This is a genomic window from Brucella grignonensis (genome assembly GCF_002252505.1).
Lineage (GTDB): Bacteria > Pseudomonadota > Alphaproteobacteria > Rhizobiales > Rhizobiaceae > Brucella > Brucella grignonensis.
Genome location: NZ_NNRL01000151.1, coordinates 1 through 18,150, shown reverse-complemented (window position 1 = coordinate 18,150; position 18,150 = coordinate 1). Strand labels below are relative to the sequence as shown.

Below are 18,150 nucleotides of genomic sequence, written 5' to 3'. Positions count from 1 at the left end.
TAATGGCCAGACCGATCGTCTATATCGCCCAGATGTTGTCGCTGATCCGCAAGGAAATACTGGCGCTTGTCAAGGATCCTGCATCCCGGGCACTGCTGTTCATGCCAGCCATCATGCAGGCACTTCTGTTCGGCTATGGCGCGACCTACGATCTCAATTATGCGCCTTATGCCGTCCTCGACCAGAGTCGCGGAGCGGCATCAAAGGAGTTGCTGGCACGGCTTGATGGAACGGGGGTGTTCGTCCGGACTGCAACACTCACGTCATCCGATCAAATCGCGGCACAGATCGACAGTGGTGACGCGCTGCTTGTGATCAGTATCCCTTCCGATTTCGAGACGCGCCTTGCCGCTGGGCAGGAGGCTCCATTGCAGCTCATCCTCGACGGACGCAACTCTTCCACCGCCAGTCTCGCATCCGCTTATATCAGCTCGATCGTCACTGCTTATAACGGAACGCTGGGCATCTCGGCCCCGGTTACTATCGAGCGCCGCGCCTGGTTCAATCCGAATCTCGAATCCCGCTGGAACATGATGCCGGCACTGATCGCTGCGCTCAGCATGATGCAAACGCTCTTGCTGGCTGCGCTCTCCGTTGCTCGCGAACGCGAGCAAGGCACGTTCGACCAGTTGCTGGTGACGCCGCTCACGCCGCTTCAGATTCTCATCGGCAAGGCGCTGCCTTCTATGTTCGTAGGCATCCTCCAGTCGACCCTGATCTTCCTGATCATCCTGTTCTGGTTCCAGATACCGTTGAACGGATCGGTGTGGCTGCTCTATCTCGGGCTTGCCTTTTTCACGCTGGCCTCCGTCGGGATCGGTCTGTCGATCTCAGCGGTGTCGCTGACGATGCAACAGGCTATGCTCTATACGTTCATGCTCATCATGCCGCTGATGCTGTTGTCCGGTCTGCTGACCCCCGTGCGCAACATGCCAGCAATCCTGCAGATCGTCACCTATGTAAATCCGTTGCGCTTCGGCGTCGATCTCGTGCGCCGCGTTTATCTTGAGGGTGCGACCTTCGCCGATGTGGCTTTCAACTTCGTGCCGTTGCTCGCCGTCGCGGCCGTCACCCTGCCGCTCGCTGCATGGCTGTTCCGCAACCGTCTATCCTGAGCAGCGTTGGTTTAACTGGCATTCAACAGATACCATTTTAGAGCATGTCTCCCAAAAGTGGAAACCGGTTTTGAGGTAAAAACATGATTAAAAACAAATAGATATGGCACTTTCTACGATTCATCTTAAACAGGAAATGCTCTAAGTGTCTGGTCCCATGATGTGATAGTGCGGATTGACGATAAAGGCCGCTGGCTTTGATTTCCAGAATTCCTGAATCGCTTCATAGGGTATTTTGAACTTCTTAAGCTTTTCCCGGTCCCCTCTCGGTCGATGCGATATGCCGTGAGGTTGCAGGCATCGATGCAACGAGGAGCGGCTCAAATGCGGGATGACGTCCTTGAGCGCGATGTAGACATCATCCAGCGGTAACCGTGCCTGGACCCGCAATGCCACGATCGCAGCCTCTTCCACCGGCGCCAGAACCGTACTGCGCCGCTCTTTCAGCCCCATTCGGCATATCTTCGACGGAATGCCTCTTGCGCCATTTCAGGACCGTTTTCTCGTTGGTGCCGTACCGTCGCGCAAACTCCGCGGCCGAAGCTTTCGATCGCTGTAGTTCTGCTTGAATGGCGTGCGTGGTCTTGGCGCTGTCGTGGAGAATTTGTCCCTTAACTCCCCCGCTGTGGTGGTAACAATTCTACACCATCACATGCTGGGACCAAACAACTAGGCAAGTTGCTCTCTATTTTCTGCAAACTATTATCGTTGGTTGGCAGCTATCCCTGCTTTAGTCGCTTGTTCCGATAAGTGACGGGTGTAAGAGAAGCTGTACGGTTCAGCCGTTAAGAGAGGCGCACCGAACTTACTTGCATCTTTAGGAGATAAGCCGAACCTGACTTTGAATGCTTTGGTAAATTGCATGCTATCATGAAACCCATAGCGATAAGCAATCTCTTTCAAGGAAACCGCCTGACCTCTTTGCTTAATTAACATGCGATATGCGCTGTCCAGTCTCTTGTCACGAATGACTTTCGCTACGCCGCCATCCGGCTCGAACGCGCGATAAAGGTGCGACCGGGAGACGCGAAAATGATGCATGATAGTCTGCGGACCAAGTAGCGGGCTGGCAAGATTTTCATTGATGTAAGTGAGTATGCACTTGCGCATTGTAAGATTCACGGCGAGGTTTTCTGGCGCGCCTGCGGTAACGCTAATGCCCAGCAGGGATAGCATTGCTTCTTGTGCTGAGTAGACCTCGGTAGCATCCAGTTCCCCTGCCACATCATTCAGGCCTCGCAAATAAGCGAACAGGAGTCGTGTTGTAGGTTCGTGTGCACGGAGAACAACGCCGTGGAGATTACGCCAGCCAATCACTTTTTCCAACTCGTCGCGGGCGAGCATAACGGTTATTCGACTGCCGTCATATGCAGTGCTTTCAACCGTTTGTGTGAAATCAATAATGACGATATCGCCAGGTTTTGCCCATAAGTCGACACCGTTGAAATTGCCGCGCAAATCACCAGCGGTGATTAACTGCAGAATATAGTGGTCGAGACCGCTATGGGCGATGATCTTTGGTGTACGCAAATAGTTCTGAGTATTAAAAGAAGTCGAACCCACTTGAAGAGATGCGCCAATTGCTCGCCCCTTTGCAGAGCCGAAAAGTTGGTAATTCCGCCTCTCTTTGTCCAGCGTAATTTCATACATCGGTTTCAGAACTTCACGCCAGAAATCGTTGCGAAGTTCGTTTTCAATCATATCCGTTGAAAAAGAGATTTGATTCATTATGGCTCGTCGACACTCTCAACTTGAGAACCAATATTTATCATAGCCGTATTTTGTTGTGAAGAACAGAATAAAAATACTTAATAGGTGAAAGTTTCATCTATTTATAAAATTAGTATTTTTTGCTTTCGTGTATTAGTTTTCATATTCGGCTTATAAAATTCCTAGTTTCATCAGAGTTTAAGATAAAATGGAAATTTAATATTTAAGTAAATTGATGTTCTGGTCTGATAGACATAGTAAAGTTGCCCTAGAGCCTTGTTCCAAGAAGGGTTGAGCGGTTTCAGCAGGATATGGTTCAATTGGATTTCTGGCGTATGATGGAGATCACGATGGCCTGGACTGAAATCGCTCGCCGACAGTATGAGTGTCACAATTCGCGTTATGTAAGTGATTTAACGGATGCGGAATGGTCGATTATTGAGCCCCTGATACCAGCGTCCAAACGCCTTGGACGCCCTCGAAAGACGAACCTGCGCGAATTGGTGAACGCGCTTCTTTATATAGCCTCTTCAGATGGCAGTTGGCGGCTTCTGCCAACCGATTTTCCACCATTTTCCACGGTGCAGAAATACTTCTATCGGTGGCGGAATGAAGGGACATTGAGCGCGATCGGCGACACGCTTGTGATGGCAGCACGCGAGTTGGCGGATAAGCAGCCCAGCCCTACAGCTGGCGTAATCGATAGCCAGTCGGTGAAAACCACGGAAAGTGGCGGAATACGAGGCTTTGATGCAGGGAAGAAGATCAACCGACGCAAGCGTCATATCGTGGTTGATACACTGGATTTGATGATCGGTCTCGTGATCCATTCGGCGGGCAATCAGGACAGAGATAGTGCGCCGGGTGTCTTGAAACCATTATCAAATGCTGGCCATGGCTGCGGCATATCTTTGCTGGCGGCGGTTACGCAGGACCAAAGCTCAAAGGCAGGTTGGAAAAGATCGGGAAGTTTACACTGGAAATCGTCAAGCGGTCCGGTCACGCTGAAGGTTTCCAACTACTCCCACGAAGATGGGTTGTCGAGCGCACATTTGCATGGCTGGGACGGTGTCGCAGACTGGCCAAGACTTCGAGAAGACCATCGCTTCCTCACACGACGGATCGCAAGAGCTTGATATCGCTGCATTCATTATGATTCAGGCTCTTAACAACAATTGGTCGCTGACCCCGCAGGCGCAACTCATGTGGTCGTCAGTCAACTTCGAGACAGCGGTGGCTTTACATGATGGTGATTGTCTGACAAGCCGCATCATTGGATATCGGCCGACTAGTCTGAGGCGTCAAGGGTGTGTTTGGCGGGCTCTTAGGGTCCACTGGTTTCGTTATTTCTCTTTCTTCGCCTGATCGTGGTGCCACTTGATGGCGAAGAACATTCCCGTGCCCAACACCACAACCTTAAACGTAACGAAGACTATAATGAACCAATCCATCTTTTGAACATTTCCAGGCTGCTATCTATCGTGAGAGGTATTACCTCAAAACTCTAGATTTAACAGCTTCAAATTTTGTTGAACCCATCGTTTAATCGCCTTTGATGCAGTTTTTCATGCAGAATGGGAACCGGGAGACGATATCCGGCTGGATGTAGGGGCACGTCTCCCGGATACAGGCAATGATGGTAAACCAACGTCCTGTGGTAGCAGGAAGGCTTTCCGGGGGCGGGGGCCTTCCAAGGATCATTGTGTATGTTGATCCGGGTCGCTGCTTGGGCTTCCCAGATTAAAAGTAAACGTGAAAAAATCGTGCTTCAATATCTGTTTTGTAATGATTTGTTTCCCAAAGTTTCCAAAAATAAAAACCCCGGAAGGCGAGGCCTAACCGAGGCTACGCCTGATCGATTGTCACACCTCACCGACGCACAGCCATTGTCTCATAAATCGAAGGAAACACAATGGACAGAACCATGCCGGTAGGCGTGGCGCTTTTGCTCGGTTGCATTGCATAGACAGAAATTGGAAGCATAGGCCGCGCATCTTGTAACGGGATCTATGGTCATAAATCAGGCAAGAATCAAAGCTGACCACAAAGATGATGACAGGCAAACTGATTGACGCCCCGACCTTATTCATTAAGCTGTTCAACTCTTTAGCATCTGGACTTTGCCAAAGGCAGACATAATGCCATCGGGAGAAGTTGCAGCTACTTTGGCGCAATCTGCCATCATGTTGGCGCGCTCTGGCAATGTATTGTCGCGTAGCATAGCCTACCTCATGTGCATCGAAACACAGCGAGGCTGAGATGTTCATTAAGGGAAAGAAAACTGCTCTGGTCACTGGCGCATCGTCGGGCATGGGCAAGTCGATAGCAAAACGCCTGATCCAGGACGGCTATCAGGTCTACGTCGCGGCGCGCAGCGTTGAAAAGATGGCCGATTTGGCCACGCTCGGGGCACAGCCGCTGCGGATCGACGTTTCCAAGGACGAAGAGATCATTGCGAGCGTCAATATCATTCTTGCTCAGACCGGCGGCGTGGACGTTCTGGTCAACAATGCCGGGTTCGGACTTTATGGGCCGGTGGAGGAGATTCCGCTCGCGGAGGCCCGCTACCAGTTTGAGGTCAACGTGTTTGGCGCCGCCCGCCTGACGCAACTCCTGTTGCCCGCAATGCGCGACAAGAAGGCAGGCACCATCGTCAACATCACCTCGATGGGTGGCAAGATCTACACCGTTCTCGGGGCCTGGTATCACGCCACAAAGCACGCATTAGAAGGTTGGTCGGACAGTCTGCGACTGGAAGTCGAACCATTTGGCATCCGGGTAGTCATCATCGAACCCGGCCTTATCGAAACCGGCTTTGGCGCGGCCGGGCAGCAGGGCATTGCCGAGAGATCCAAGAACGGCCCTTATGAAAAGATCGCCAATGGCGTGGTGAAGGCAATGCAGACGAACTACGACCACAACCGTGGCACAAGTCCAGACGTCATCGCCGGCACGGTTTCCAAGGCGATCGCCTCTTCTCGTCCTCGCACCCGCTATGCGGTCGGCGCCTATGCCAAACCGATGATTTGGATACGCAAATGGCTCGGCGATCGCATTTTCGACCGCGTTATCAAGAGCCAGATGTAAGAGCGGAGCGGAGGTTTGCGATGTCCAAGCGCCCTGTCGATAAGTGCAATATCCCGCAGGCCTTCTGGCGCGCCGTCGAGCGCGCCAGCATACCGCCCGCCGCCTTGCTGCGACAGGCAAGGCTGTCGGCAACATTGCATGTGTCGGACGATACCTGGGTGACCACCGAACAGTATTTCGCACTTTGGCGCGCGCTTGAGGACCTGTCTCGCAATCCGGCCATCGGCATTACCATGACGGTCGAAACCGACACATCCTTGCATCCGCCCGCGACCATGTCGGCCTTCTTCGCCAGGGATTTTCGCGATGGCTTGGTGCGGTTGGCCCGGTTCAAGCGCCTCTGTACGCCTGAAGAACTCAGCCTTAGTGAAAAAGGCAGCGAAGCTCGGGTTGTGGTGGACTGGGTCCATGCCATCGGGCAGGAGCCCAATGCGGCGGCGGATGTGACCTTCGCCGCCATTTTGGAACTGGGACGCCGCGGCACTGGTCGGCATATCGTGCCGTTCCGCATTGAAATGACCCGCTCGGGACCGTTGACGAAGACGCATAAGGACTATTTCGGCGCGCCGGTCGTGTTCAACGCGCCGCGCAACGTCCTTATTCTCGACGCGGACGATCTTGACCGGCCTTTTGCCGGACACAATCCCGAATTGCTCGCCATTCTGACACCGGCTTTGTCGAGTGCCCTCGACGAGATCGACGCGCAAAGCTCCTTGCCCGAACAGGTCAAGATCGTGCTCAAGCGACGGCTGCCCAGCGGCAAACCGGAACTGCCAGATGTTGCCGATGCTCTTGGCCTTAGTCAGCGGACCTTACAAAGGCGTATTGCCGAAGCGGGCACGTCTTTCCGGCAATTGCTCGAAAGTTCCCGGCGAGAACTGGGTCGCGACATGCTGACCAATGGTGTCAGCGCAGCCGACGAGATTGCCTACCTTTTGGGCTATCAGGACACCAGCTCCTTCTACCGCGCTTTCCACGAGTGGGAAGGCGTTACGCCGCGCCAGTGGCGAGCGGACAATATAGGTCGCAGAAACTCCGCCCATTGAGGCCGACAGGCGCGTCGACCTGGATGATCATGTGAAGCAGCTACGAGATAGTGTGCGAGAGTTGCGAGACGAAACACGTGAGGCGTCACGCGAGACGAACAAGCGTCTTGATCAGGTTCTCGTGGTGCTGACGCAGGATAAAAAAGGGTGATTGCCAAAGCTCTTGATCGGCATTCCATGTTGCATGGATTTGCTGGACATTTTTGTAACTGATTGTAATCGTTGGGAATCTATTTGCAACAAGACGTGACATGAAAACGGATTTTCATTGAGCAGCTTTTTCTTTTAATTTTTTGATTTTCATGAAGAAATTTTTGGCTGGGGAACCTGGATTCGAACCAAGACTAACGGAGTCAGAGTCCGTCGTTCTACCATTAAACTATTCCCCAGCAGGGTTCGCGGATCAGTCATATTCGCCTGAAGCGCGATTGCGACAGAAGCGTGAAGCTTTATTCGTCGACGGCCTCCATCTAGCGAACTCAAACGACGAGTGCAAGCCCTTCTTTCAAAAAAATCTTGGCAAATTCAGTTATTTCGCAGTTGCATCCGAAAAGACTGGCTTTGAGGTGAGTTGGCGTAGGGCTTATGCATAAAAAAAGCCCGGCAGCAGAGGTGCAGCCGGGCAAAGAGACAGGCTGGCCGAGAGGGGACCCGGCCTGTGAAGGTGGCGCCTGCCAGATGTTCGATCAGCAGATGTGGCGCGTGGCCTCAACGCGCGAGCGCGCATCTGCAAGGGCAGCCAGAACGCGTGTCGGATCGTCTGCGCCGCGCTGGTGAACCGCTGTATAAATATCCCCACTTTGCAGCCCGATATCTTTCAGAAGATAATTGTCGAGCTCATTGAGGTGCATCACATGACGCCGATTTCGGAAGAGCGTCCAGCGACGCAGAACCGACGTAAACACGGCTTGTACCATTTGCTTAAGCACGGAGGTTGCTGCGCTCGTTGCTGGTAAGGGTGTCATGGTGGTCTTGCTTATCGCTATCATTGCCGCTCTCCTTCAAGCGCGCTTGGTTAAAATGTCTCTATCGTCAGGTCATTCGCTTTCGCGTCTCCATTCTCTGCGATGTCGCCTTTATCCAATAATTGAATTGATTGTTCTAACGAATGTTTTTAATGTGATAGTTCAATAATTATGATGGATGGTTCTGATGAGCGCGCCCTTGGATCTTGACCAGTTGCAGACCTTCATCGCCATTGCCGATACGGGTAGTTTTACCAAGGCGGCGGACGCTGTTTTCAAGACGCAATCGGCAGTTTCCATGCAGATGCGTCGCCTTGAAGAGCGGATCGGCAAAGCGTTGTTTGAACGTGATGGACGCATGAATCGTTTGACCGAAGATGGTGAGAGGTTGCTGCTTTACGCACGTCGTATGCTGCTGCTGAACGGCGAAACCATCGCTGCTTTTGATGACACGCAACTCGAAGGCCATGTGCGTATCGGTACGCCGGATGATTATGCTGATCGGTTCTTGCCAGAAATCATGGCACGGTTCGCGCGTTCCAATCCGCGTGTAGAGCTCTCGGTGATTTGTGAGCCGACTGTTAATCTTGATGAAATGATCCGTCGTGGGACGCTGGATATTGCCCTTGTGACGCAATGTGATGACAAGCGGCGATCTGAAGTGGTGCGTACAGAACCGCTCTTGTGGGTGACGTCAGCCAATCATGCGGTGCATGAGGAGGCGATGCTTCCGCTTGCTGTTGGGCGTCCGACCTGTATCTGGCGTCATGCGGCCATCGATGTTCTGGAACAGGTAGAGCGCGATTATCGCATTATCATCACGAGCTGGTCTGCAACAGTTCTTGCGGCGGCCGTGCTTTCGGGTCTTGCCGTATCCGTTTTGCCGGAATGTGCGCTGAGGCCGGGAATGCGTGTGTTGGGCGAGGCGGACGGCTTTGGAACTTTGCCAGAATTTGGCATTGGGATCATGCGCGGGCACACCAAACAGAATGCGATCGTTGATGCGCTGGCACAGCATATCATTGAAAGTCTTGATAATATCTCCTCGCCTGCTCCGGCGTCTATGGTTTCGGCTGAAATCGCACCGTTTCCGTCCGTTCGCACACGTCGCGTGCGCAGCAACGAGTTGCTGCCGGGTTGGTGACCGTGCATAATCGAAAAGGCGGCGTCTTGACCAGTTGACCGGAGGGGGTGGTTGGTTGCCTATAATGGGATGAGCATGGGTTCCGATTCTACACCAACCGGCACTGCTTCGAATGTAGCAGAGTATAGTGTTTCCGAGATTTCCGGCGCTTTGAAGCGGACGGTCGAGGATACGTTTTCGCATGTGCGCGTGCGCGGCGAGATTTCCGGTTATCGCGGTCCGCATTCGTCGGGACATGCCTATTTTGCATTGAAGGATGATCGCGCACGGCTGGAAGCTGTGATCTGGCGCGGGTCCATGGGGCGTTTGCGATTCCGCCCCGAAGAGGGGATGGAAGTCATTGCCACTGGCAAACTGACAACTTATCCGGGCTCGTCCAAATATCAGATCGTCATTGAGCAGATGGAGCCTGCAGGCGCGGGCGCTCTGATGGCGCTTCTCGAAGAGCGCAAGCGACGGCTTGGCGCCGAAGGTCTTTTCGATCCGGCAGCCAAGCAGCTTTTGCCTTTCATGCCGCGCGTGATTGGCGTTGTGACATCGCCGACGGGTGCGGTTATCCGCGATATTATTCACCGCATTTCGGATCGTTATCCGCTGCATGTGATTGTTTGGCCAGTGCGTGTGCAGGGGGAAACCAGCGGCGCCGAAGTGGCGGCAGCAGTCGAAGGTTTTAATGCCTTGGCTGAAAACGGCGCAATTGCACGGCCTGATGTATTGATCGTGGCGCGTGGCGGCGGCAGCCTTGAAGATCTCTGGGGCTTTAATGATGAAATCGTTGTGCGGGCAGTAGCGGCATCGCACATTCCGGTTATTTCGGCTGTCGGCCATGAAACCGACTGGACATTGATTGATCTGGCTGCCGATGTGCGTGCGCCAACGCCGACAGGCGCTGCTGAAATGGCCGTGCCGGTCAAAGCGGATCTGGTCGCAACGGTTGCAACGCAATCTGCGCGTCTGGCTTCGGCCATGTCGCGGTTTATCGACTTGAAGCGTCAGGCGCATCGCGCGGCAAGCCGCGCGTTGCCTTCGGCTGATCAGTTGCTGGCATTGCCGCGTCGTCGTTTCGATGAAGCGGCTTCGCGGTTAACGCGGGCGCTTTTTGTGAATACGCAAAAGAAGCGCGTTCATTTTGAAGGCCGCGCGCGTCAGTTGTCACCGCGCTTACTGCAACGCGGTTTCGATGAGCAAAAACGCCATATGAAGCTACTCGGTCAGCGGTTGCCCCGCGCGCTTGAGGCGTTCTTGCGCGAACGCCGGACGGTGTTTGCAAGGCGCGCCGACAGGCTGACGCCCGAGCCCTTATTACGGCGCACCACACTTGCAAAGAATACAATTGAGCAGCTTGATCGCCGGCGCGATCTGGCGATCAGTCTGCTTCTCGAACGGACAAAACGTCGGGGGCAGGAGTTGGAGCGTCTCATGCGTACGCTGTCTTATGAAAGCGTGTTGGAGCGTGGCTTCGCGATTGTTTTCGATGCGGAAGGTAATCCGGTCAAACAGGCGGCGAGCGTTTCTGAGGGGGACGCCTTGTCGATTCGCTTCCGTGATGGCGATGTTGCGGCGATCGCGGGTGGCACTCCCGGGACGACTTCGACCAAAGGGGCAACACGCAAAGCATCCTCTTCGCGTCCTGGCGGACAAGGATCGCTATTTTAGCAACAGTCGCCCGTTGAATGCCTCGTGATTACCTCAGATTGCATGTAAGTTGCAGATTATGTTGTTTTCTTAAGGCTGACTTAAGTTTGACCTTCTCTTTCTCCGCACACATTCGCCGACGTGTATTCCGGTTTGGAAGGCGCGTGGTTTTAAGTCGTGCAGATGAAAGAGTTTTTGAATGTCGCGTAAATTTTCTGAAAGTGGTGGTGGACCGCTCGTGCCAGCCGGGGTGACAAGCCGCCGGGCGTTCCTGATTGGTGCCAGTGCGGTTGCACTTTCTGGCTGTGTTTCGACAGCCCAACAGGCAGGTCCGGCAAAAGTGGCTGCTGCGCCAGCTCCGGTACGCGCTGTTCCCCCAATGTATGAGGCGATGCCCTATGAGCAGTTTCCTCTGCCCGCAGTGAATGTTGCCAAGGTCGATCCTAAATTCTGGCGGCAGGAAGTTGATTATCCGACCGACGAGAAAGTCGGCACGGTTATTGTCGATACGCCAAACAAATATCTCTATCATGTTCGCCGCAATGGTCGTGCCATGCGTTATGGTATTGGTGTTGGGCGTGATGGTTTCTCATGGTCAGGCCGTGCGATTATCGCTTACAAGCGCCAGTGGCCGCGCTGGACACCGCCAGATGAAATGGTGGCACGCCAGCCAGCTCTTCAGCCGTATAGCATCGCCAATGGCGGTATGCCTCCGGGTCTGAGAAATCCGCTGGGCGCACGAGCACTCTATATTCACAAGGATGGGCGTGACACGATCTATCGTATTCACGGTTCCACCGAAGAATGGAGCATCGGCAAGGCAGTGTCGTCTGGTTGTATCCGCCTGCTTAATCAAGATGTCATTGATCTATACAACAATGTGCGCGACGGCAGCACGATTGTCGTGATCCCCGATCCGACAAAAGGGACACAGGCAACGAGCTAAGTTAAAATAAGGGGTGCGATTTTCGCACCCCTTTGCTTATTTGCTGCCTGTTGCTGCGACAATTGTTGTGGCACCGCGCCAGAGCGATGGACCTTGCATGACAATGACTCCGATGGCGACGAGCACAACGCCAAAGATGCGGGTTGGGGGTGATTGCCTTGCTCGTAAAGGCATTGCCAAGTTTTTTGGATTTGGTACTTTGGGTTGCTTGCCTGTTCAAGTCAGGCGGTCATTTTCGCAGCGTAGTTTGCCATAGCCAGAATGCGTCAGCTCTTGCATGGCGGTATGAGGCGGGAGTGAGATTGTGGCGGCGAGGACGGAAGATCGTGTTGATTTTCTCGCGTTTTCGGTTCAGGCGGTGTGAATTTTAAATCCTATTATTCAAACCCTTATGAGCACGATGATCGGTATTTGGCGCGATCGACTGTATTGGCTTGGCAATGCGGTTCCAACTGAGTGGTGAGATTTGCTACAGCGGCTCTCCGGGAATGTTTCGACCCTTTCGTCGCAATTGGGTGGCTGCGCGGTTGAGATAAACCGTGTTCCAATCAACGATGGCACTAACGTCAGACTGGATATGACTGCCTCATCGCAACCCGATGTATCTTGCACGTGGTCTTATGAGGCGATTGTCATTATATTGTTCAATTGCGTGTCCAATCCATCCCACCACTCGACCCATGGCTAACAGACATATACCGGAGAAAATTGGCAGACCAAGATTCAGTGTAAGAGCAGCCAGAGCCCCATCGAAATTAAGTTTCTTGCCAGTTAAAGATTGAGCGACCATTATTGCTTTATGCACAGCTGTGCTCTGTGACGACGAAAATTCTCTACTCAATAATTCAAGCAAAGTGACCGCCCGTGGGTCTCCCTCTGGGTATAGCGGGTGACCAAAACCAGGAATCGTCTCACCTCTCCTCATCCATGCCGCAACGATTTGCCCGGGATCAACGCTTTCGAGTATCAATTCTTGCAAAAATCTATATGTGCGCTCAATTTCGCCGCCATGGCGAGATCCCTGTAATGTTGCAAGTCCAGCGGCAACGGCATCATAAAGAGACGCCCTGGCTGAAGCCGCAACTCTGACTGTAAAGGTTGATGCATTCAGTTCGTGGTCTGCCGCCAAAATCAACGCCGAGCGTACCAACGGTGCATGGCCAACAACGTTCCAAGCTAACGCGAGTGTCTCATGTACAGCGGTAGTGCTCGGCACTGTGTTGGTGATCAGGGAGGTCACGAGCCGCAAGATACAGGTACCGGTGCGACAGACTCCATTTTTCGAAAAATCATAAGCCCGCCAGTCCTTTTCTCCAATCATTGGGAGCATGGCCTGACAAAGTATAAGAGGGTGGCCAACACCCAGCGCACTTCTGGACAGAGATTCCTCTACAGGCAGCACTGGAGCAGGCTCTGTAAAGACCTGACGATCATCACAATCCCAAATAAGTGCAGCAACGGATTCTAAATTTGTACTAGTGGTGGCCAATAATGAACTGTCGCGTCCGCGAAAATACAAATACCTGCTATCAGTATATGTGATTTCTGAATCGAGGATAGGTATCCCGAACGTCAATATATTGGCCGCGTCTGAATGTTTTCCGCTGACTTTGCTTTTCTCCGCCAATGATCGGATGTCGGCTGTACGATAGCGCCGCACTCGTGTTCCCGGGCGAGCTTCAGACTGGATAATTCCTCTGCTCACATATGCATAAAGCGTTGCCACGCTGACGTTCAGTTCGGCCGCAGCTTCCTTTGCAGACATATACCCAGAATTATTCAGCATTACTTATACTAACGTCGATACATTGAATCAATCTATCAATATTGATCAAGCTCGAAGCACCTGTCAACTCCTGTGGAATGAGTGTTAGCGTTACACAGGAGGCAATATGTCTTGGAAGCTTGGCGTGATCGGTATGGGCCCTCGGGGTCTTTCTCTTCTTGATCGGCTTTCCAATCTGTCCGCTGAGCACAACATAAGCATTGAAATTCATATATTTGAGCCGGGAGTGCCGGGCTGTGGGGTTCACCAGTTGGAGCAGCCCGCCTACCTGCTCACCAATACTGTATGCGGACAAATTACTGCATTCGGTTCAACACAGTCGCCAGCGTTGAGACCGATAGGCCGCCCTTCTCTTTTCGAATGGGCTCGATCGCGTAATTACGAGATTATCGAGAGGGGATATTCTCGTAGACTTGTGCAGGAAAACGACTACCTCCCAAGAGTAGTTCTCGGACAATATTTAAATTGGGCGTTCCGCTATATAATGCGCAACCTTCCAAGTCATATCCACTCAGTGTTGCATAAGATTTCAGTGAATGAGGTTTGCGAGACGAGTGATCGCCAAATAGAAATTTTGACAAAAACTCAACGAGTATTGGTCGATGGTGTTGTACTTTGTACAGGTCATTCTAACGAAAACAGTACTGTGCCACTGACCACAGATATTGGTTTCGGCCACCAGCCTTATCCCGTTGAAAACTTGCTGCGCGAATTACCAGATAAGCACCGAATTGGTGTTGAAGGTATGGGGCTAAGCGCCTTGGACGTTATTTCTGCCGCCACGATAGGGCGTGGTGGGCGTTTTGTGCGGAAGGGTGCGATACTTACTTATCTCCCCTCCGGGAGGGAGCTGCAAATTGTGTGCTACTCACGCTCCGGACTTCCCTTGTCCGCTCGAGCTAGCAATCAGAAGACCAGTCAATGGAATTACCAGCCTATTTTTGCATCGATCGACAATATTAAAGCGCGACGATCTTTATACTCCATTGATCAGTCTCCAAAACAGAAACTTGATTTCAGGAGTGATGTGCTGCCATTGATCCAGGCAGAAATGGAATTTATCTATTACACGACCTATTTTCGCCGGACAAAAGGGGCGGAATCAGCAGAACAACTCGCGGAAGCGTATATTCGTTCAGGCCCAAAATCTGAAGAAGTCAAAACTCTTCTTTCTAAAATCCCCGAAGCCTCGCGTTTCTGCTGGCGCTCATTAGTGAACGCCGTTCCTGAGGCAATTACGTTGGATGCTGATAAGTATCGTAAATGGCTTCTCTCCCAATTAAGGCGCGATCTTGAAGAAGCCAGATTGGGAAACCTAGACAGCCCACTCAAGGCAGCCTGCGACGTGTTACGTGATATTCGTCCGAGCATTCGCTACGCAATCGATTTTGCGGGTGTAACCCCACAATCCCACCGCTTTTTCCTCAACGAGTTCGTGCCAATCATGAATCGGCTTGCGGTCGGGCCACCGTTACAGAAGCTTGAAGAGTTTCTTGTGCTTCTCGAAGCCGGTATCATCGATGTAGGAACTGGTCCCGCTCGAACAGTCGCCCCCCTTCCGGATCGTGATGGGTTCATGATTAAAGGAACTGCTGGCGAACGAGAAGTTGATGAACTCGTTAGTGCTCGGATCCCACTTGCATACTCGGATTCAAGGGCCAGTACAATTATCCAGTCGCTTATGTCTTCCAGAATAGCCAGACCGTACAAGAATGAGGGGTTTTCTCCTGGAGGACTCGATGTAACGGAAAAGTTCCGAATTGTTTCACGAGACGGTCGTGCCTCTTCACCTATTTGGGCGCTAGGGACACCAACTGAGGGACCCAAGTTCTACACTTACGTTCTTTCAGTACCTGGAGCAACCAATTCTCCCCTGAATGAAGCAGAGAGCTGCGTTAAAGACATTCTCGAATCAATACAAAATGACGCGCTACGGAAACCAAGTGCTCTTGGCGAATTCAACAATCAACTCGCGATGCCATCTTCACCAGTATTTTGAAATCGAACGCGCATTTAAAGGACCAATACTTCATGACAGCCCTGCTTCTTTGTACATCTAAAGTACTACTACAAAATAGCTTTGCAGAATGGCGCGATGCGACTGGTGGGGATGCTATTCTTTTTTCAGGGATGGGGAATCCTGAAACGCAGGAAGCGCAGCAAGCAATCGGCTGCGGTGCATTTCGAGAAGCGCGATTCTTTGCCGATTATGAGAAGAGTGATTTGATTGAAAAAGCAGCATTGGAGTTGAGGGCCAACGGCTACAATATTTCAACGGTGTTGTCATTCTCGGAAGTGGACGTCTTACGAGCAGCACGGGTGCGCAAGAAGCTAGGTATTATTGGTCAGGACAGCGATGATGCAGCATTCTTCCGAGACAAAACACTGATGAAAAGGCGCGCTTGGGAGAGAGGAATCGAAGTTCCGAAATTCGCTCGAATATCTTGCCCCGCAGACTTGGTGGAGTTTATTTCCGCAAACGGTTTTCCCGTCGTAACAAAGCCATATGATGGTAGAGGGTCTGCGGACGTGCGTGTACTGCAGTCTGATGACGATGTGGACGCCTTCCTCACGGACGGCGCTGCAACGGCAGGAAACCATACTGTCGAAGAATTTATTGAAGGTGACATGTACCGGGTGGATGGGTTGTATGTCAGCGGCGTTCCCGTTGTCATGCATGTCGGCCGCTATTTGAAGGATTGCCTTGCATTCATCCGTGGTGAAACCATCGGAACACACGGTCTGGACCAAAAGAATCCAGTATTAGGCAGGATCGAAGCGTTCACCCGACACCTCTTAGAGAAAGCATTACCATTCCCTTCCACCTCGATCTTCCATGTTCAACTCTTTCACACATCGAATGATAAGCTTGTCTTGTGTGAAGCGGCAAGTCGTCTTGGAGGCGGCGTAATTAATGAAGAGGTTCGATTTGCAACTGGCATCGACATCAAGATGGATTATGTCAAGAGTTCGGTACTTCAAGCAAAAGCGCCCATTTCGCTTCCGTATGAGGTCGTGAAACCTACGGCTCGGATCATTATCCCACCACGTCAAGGAACTCTGCAAAGATTTCCCGTTTCCTGTGATTTTGAGTGGGTTAATCTCTACAAAGCATATGGAATAGCTGGGCAGCGTTATGGTGGAGCCTCGATGACCAATGCTGAGGTAGCAGGTTTTGTGTTTCAGGGTGAAAATGAAGAACACTTGCGCCAACGTGCGGTAGCATTGGAAACATGGTTCAATACAAATTCGGAATGGTCATCATGACCACCACGAATGCTTACGCGGTTGCATCAACTCTTTGGGATCCGTTGAAGAACGGCCGGTTCCGTACACTCTGGTTAGCCAATGTGTTCTCGAATCTTGGGACCTGGATGCAGGGAATGGGAGCCACATGGCTCATGGTGCAAATTAGCTCGTCTTCGCAGATGGTCGCTTTAGTTCAGACCGCGATGACACTACCTATTTTTCTGCTTGTAATCCCGGCAGGGATTATTGCTGACAAATATGACCGTCCCACTTTTTTACTTTTGACTCATACTGCAATGGGACTTGCTGCCCTTGGACTTAGTATCTTAGTTACATTTGATATAGCAACGCCGGAAACGCTGCTTTTCGGCACTTTTTTGATTGGTTGTGGCGCTGCTATAACAATGCCGGCGTGGCAAGCAGCAATGTCCACCCTAGTGGAGCCTCATGAGCTGCACAGCGCCGCCGCGTTGAACGGTATGAGCTTTAATTTCGCGCGAGCGGTTGGACCTGCAATCGCGGGATTTATAGCTCAGGCTGCGGCATTATCAATGATTTTTTGGATCAACGCCATTTCGTATTTGGGATTAATAATCGTTTTTCGGCGTTGGAGCAAAACTTCTACACGTTCATCACGAAGAGAATGCGCCGAGAATATACCATCGTCGACTGCAAGCTTCCGCCATTTTTTGAGTGACATATGTTTCCGAGCCTTGCTGCTTCGAACCTTTGTTTGTTTTTTTGCAGCAAGCAGTATGTGGAGTTTATTGCCAGCGTTTGCTGGTATCGAATTACGTATGCAAGCGTCGGAAGTGGGACTGCTGTTGGGAACTATCGGATTCGGGGCCGTACTTGGAGGTGTTTTTGTTCCAACTCTAAAAGATAGTATCGGCATCAACCGGCTAACTTTGTTTGCTCCCGCTCTTCTCGGTTTTGCGCTTATTTTAGTGTCTTGGAAGGGGGAAACCTACTGGATATGGATATCAATGCTGCTTACTGGATTGGGTTGGGCTTTCGTAGTTTCTGGGCTTAACGGTTCAGCACAGGGAATGTTTCCAAAGGGCCTTCGGGCGCGGGCAATCTCCGTATACCTAATGGTTATGTACGGGGCAACGTCCGCCGGAAGCGCCCTCTGGGGCGCAGTATCCGCTCATTGGGGTTTAGGTACTGCATTCTTGGTGTCTGGTGCCATGCTAACGATTTCTATAGGTATTCTGCTGCGATGGTCGATCGAATAGATGAACTGACGACAATAATAATGCCAATGTTTTAACAATAGGTCCGGGCGGTCTGACGCTGATGAGGCGGACCAAAGTATAAATCCGCCTTCATCACTAATCATACATTCCAGACTTTTGACACTATCCTATTGCACTTTGGTCAAGTAAACCAAGTTGACGTTGCCCCCAAGTTTTATCGAGTTTTGAGTTCGCTCCAGCGGTTTTGGGTTGCTGTATTCGGGGCGGT

At 51.8% G+C, this 18,150-nt stretch carries 12 protein-coding genes, 1 tRNA gene and 3 pseudogenes; 10 read left to right on the top strand and 6 right to left on the bottom strand.

Annotated features, from left to right (window positions below):
- The first annotated feature begins 2 nt into the window (after positions 1 to 2).
- The gene (locus tag CEV33_RS04740; RefSeq protein WP_094539322.1) at positions 3 to 1,115 is read left to right on the top strand and encodes an ABC transporter permease; all 1,113 of its coding nucleotides are present in this window, start codon (positions 3 to 5) and stop codon (positions 1,113 to 1,115) included.
- A 234-nt stretch (positions 1,116 to 1,349) separates the two neighbouring features.
- On the opposite strand, the pseudogene CEV33_RS04735 reads toward CEV33_RS04740, so the two are convergent.
- Positions 1,350 to 1,719 (bottom strand): annotated as a pseudogene (locus CEV33_RS04735) (IS481 family transposase); the annotation flags it as partial.
- A 98-nt stretch (positions 1,720 to 1,817) separates the two neighbouring features.
- Positions 1,818 to 2,846, bottom strand: coding sequence for a helix-turn-helix domain-containing protein (locus CEV33_RS04730; protein ID WP_374817533.1), 1,029 nt, complete (start codon positions 2,844 to 2,846; stop codon positions 1,818 to 1,820).
- A 329-nt stretch (positions 2,847 to 3,175) separates the two neighbouring features.
- On the opposite strand from CEV33_RS04730, the pseudogene CEV33_RS04725 reads away from it, so the two are divergent.
- The 3 genes and pseudogenes from CEV33_RS04725 to CEV33_RS04705 form a co-directional block, all read left to right on the top strand.
- Positions 3,176 to 3,938, top strand: a pseudogene (locus CEV33_RS04725) (IS5 family transposase); the annotation flags it as partial.
- Positions 3,939 to 5,084: 1,146 nt separating this feature from the next.
- Positions 5,085 to 5,912 (top strand): oxidoreductase, encoded by an 828-nt coding sequence (locus tag CEV33_RS04710; protein ID WP_094539315.1) that lies wholly within the window; start codon positions 5,085 to 5,087, stop codon positions 5,910 to 5,912.
- A 20-nt stretch (positions 5,913 to 5,932) separates the two neighbouring features.
- The gene (locus CEV33_RS04705) at positions 5,933 to 6,958 is read left to right on the top strand and encodes an AraC family transcriptional regulator (RefSeq protein WP_094539313.1); all 1,026 of its coding nucleotides are present in this window, start codon (positions 5,933 to 5,935) and stop codon (positions 6,956 to 6,958) included.
- Positions 6,959 to 7,273: 315 nt separating this feature from the next.
- On the opposite strand, the gene CEV33_RS04700 is transcribed toward CEV33_RS04705, so the two are convergent.
- Positions 7,274 to 7,347, bottom strand: a tRNA-Gln gene (locus CEV33_RS04700).
- Positions 7,348 to 7,644: 297 nt separating this feature from the next.
- A complete protein-coding gene (locus CEV33_RS04695; RefSeq protein WP_094539312.1) occupies positions 7,645 to 7,947 on the bottom strand; it encodes a DUF1127 domain-containing protein in 303 nt (100 codons plus the stop codon).
- A gap of 163 nt (positions 7,948 to 8,110) precedes the next feature.
- Between CEV33_RS04695 and CEV33_RS04690 the strand changes: the two genes are divergently transcribed.
- From CEV33_RS04690 to CEV33_RS04680, 3 genes are all read left to right on the top strand, one after another.
- Entirely contained in the window at positions 8,111 to 9,067 is a 957-nt protein-coding gene (locus CEV33_RS04690; RefSeq protein ID WP_094539537.1) for a LysR substrate-binding domain-containing protein, read from the top strand.
- A gap of 75 nt (positions 9,068 to 9,142) precedes the next feature.
- Positions 9,143 to 10,723 (top strand): exodeoxyribonuclease VII large subunit, encoded by a 1,581-nt coding sequence (xseA, locus tag CEV33_RS04685; RefSeq protein WP_094539310.1) that lies wholly within the window; start codon positions 9,143 to 9,145, stop codon positions 10,721 to 10,723.
- 178 nt (positions 10,724 to 10,901) lie between these two features.
- Positions 10,902 to 11,648 (top strand): L,D-transpeptidase, encoded by a 747-nt coding sequence (locus tag CEV33_RS04680; protein WP_094539308.1) that lies wholly within the window; start codon positions 10,902 to 10,904, stop codon positions 11,646 to 11,648.
- 221 nt (positions 11,649 to 11,869) lie between these two features.
- Here the strand turns inward: CEV33_RS04680 and CEV33_RS24420 are convergent.
- A pseudogene (locus tag CEV33_RS24420) lies at positions 11,870 to 12,084 on the bottom strand (IS6 family transposase); the annotation flags it as partial.
- Between the two features lie 150 nt (positions 12,085 to 12,234).
- Positions 12,235 to 13,434: a citrate synthase family protein gene (locus CEV33_RS04670; protein WP_094539306.1), complete on the bottom strand. Its 1,200-nt coding sequence runs from the start codon at positions 13,432 to 13,434 to the stop codon at positions 12,235 to 12,237.
- Between the two features lie 106 nt (positions 13,435 to 13,540).
- On the opposite strand from CEV33_RS04670, the gene CEV33_RS04665 reads away from it, so the two are divergent.
- Genes CEV33_RS04665 through CEV33_RS04655 form a run of 3 tightly spaced genes read left to right on the top strand, consistent with a single transcriptional unit; the run spans position 13,541 to position 17,921 of the window.
- A complete protein-coding gene (locus tag CEV33_RS04665) occupies positions 13,541 to 15,433 on the top strand; it encodes an FAD/NAD(P)-binding protein (protein ID WP_094539304.1) in 1,893 nt (630 codons plus the stop codon).
- Between the two features lie 32 nt (positions 15,434 to 15,465).
- Positions 15,466 to 16,701, top strand: coding sequence for an ATP-grasp domain-containing protein (locus tag CEV33_RS04660; protein ID WP_094539302.1), 1,236 nt, complete (start codon positions 15,466 to 15,468; stop codon positions 16,699 to 16,701).
- The gene (locus CEV33_RS04655) at positions 16,698 to 17,921 is read left to right on the top strand and encodes an MFS transporter (protein ID WP_167388124.1); all 1,224 of its coding nucleotides are present in this window, start codon (positions 16,698 to 16,700) and stop codon (positions 17,919 to 17,921) included. The genes CEV33_RS04660 and CEV33_RS04655 overlap by 4 nt, the downstream gene beginning before the upstream one ends.
- Positions 17,922 to 18,150 lie beyond the last annotated feature (229 nt).